This window comes from Paratractidigestivibacter sp., from assembly GCF_052362415.1.
Lineage (GTDB): Bacteria > Actinomycetota > Coriobacteriia > Coriobacteriales > Atopobiaceae > Paratractidigestivibacter.
Window position 1 is genome coordinate 1,556 of record NZ_DAWEMK010000159.1, and the last position, 1,271, is coordinate 2,826.

Annotated in this window: 2 protein-coding genes; both read right to left on the bottom strand. The window is 62.5% G+C overall.

The genetic code is table 11. From position 1 onward, the window contains the following. Window positions 1-249 precede the first annotated feature (249 nt). Entirely contained in the window at window positions 250-675 is a 426-nt protein-coding gene (locus ACT84W_RS10305; protein ID WP_073293290.1) for a plasmid mobilization protein, read from the bottom strand. A 5-nt stretch (window positions 676-680) separates the two neighbouring features. Further along, window positions 681-1,271 (bottom strand): site-specific integrase (locus ACT84W_RS10310; RefSeq protein ID WP_444329143.1); only part of this gene is annotated, 591 nt, incomplete at its 5' end.

Consider the following 1,271-nt stretch of genomic DNA (forward strand, 5'->3'; position numbering starts at 1 on the left):
GCTGCTCGAGTCCCTGGCGCACGCCGACCAGCTGGACCTGCTCGACGTCGAGGGGGTCCTGGCCCTGAGGTCGATAAGCGAGAGGTGCGCCGAGCGCATCGGCGACGCCGCGCGAATCCTGGAGGCGCAAAACGAGATCCTCTATGTCGAGGAACGGACCGTTTAGCTTCCTTTCGCGGAAGATTAACTATTTGCTTTGCGGGCAACACCCTAAAGAATCGCAGTTCCTGGTCGGCGCTTAGATGAGCGTTAGCCGCGACCCATTCCAAAGATACTTGCATTGTCGGCGTTGTCGTTAGTTTCGACCTCAGTCGCCATCGCCGGGAACGATTCTTCCTGAGACGCGTCGTCCACTCGCGAGTCAATAGGCTCGCCGAGCGCCAGGAAGAACCTCATCACGTGCTCGACTCTCTGCTGCAGAGACTCGCTCAGCTCGCTGTAGGAGGCCGCCAGCCGTACTTCCTTGGCCAACTCCGCCATCGAGTCCTTCAGCGCCTTCTGCACGCTCACAGAGGGTCTCACCTCGACCTGGGTATCGGTGAGCTTGGCGATGATGTAGTCCTGCCTGTTCATGCCGCTCCAGGCGGCCATCTCGCATATGAGCTTATGCTCCTCGGGCGTGCAGCGGAACGCCATCGTCTTACTGCGCTTGCGGGCGCTGTTCTCGCACGGCATCCTTCTTATCCCCTCGCCCCGTCAAGGGCGGCGGCCATCTCGTCCTGCTTCGTGGGGAACAGGTGCGCGTATCGGTAGGTGATGTCCACCGCCTCGTGGCCCATGCGCTCGGCGATGGCCAGCGCGGAGAAGCCCATCTCGATCAGCAGGCTCACGTGGCTGTGGCGTATGTCGTGTATGCGGATGCGCTTCACGCCCGACGCTTTGCACCCGCGCTCCATCTCGTGGGCCAGGAAGTGCTTGGTCACGGCGAACAGGCGCTCGTCGGGGGCGACGTCGTCGCGCAGCTCGATGAAGTCCGCCATCTCGTCGCGCAGGAAGGCGGGCATGACGATCGTGCGCACCGACTTGGGCGTCTTGGGATCGGTCACGGTGTCTACGCCGTGGAGGCTTTGGTACGACTTGTTGATGCGCAGCCGCGAGCTCTCCAGCATGAAGTCGGACGGAGTGAGCGCCAGAAGCTCGCCGCAGCGGATGCCCGTCCAGTAGAGCAGCTCGAAGGCGTGGAACGAGAGCGGCTTGTCCATGACGGCCTCGCTGAACCTCAGGTACTCGTCCTTGGTCCAGAACTGCATCTCGCCGCCCTTCTTCGAGCC

Coding starts and splice junctions, on each gene's coding strand:
- ACT84W_RS10305 (WP_073293290.1), bottom strand. CDS start 675: ATGCCGTGCGAGAACAGCGCCCGCAAGCGCAGTAAGACGATGGCGTTC.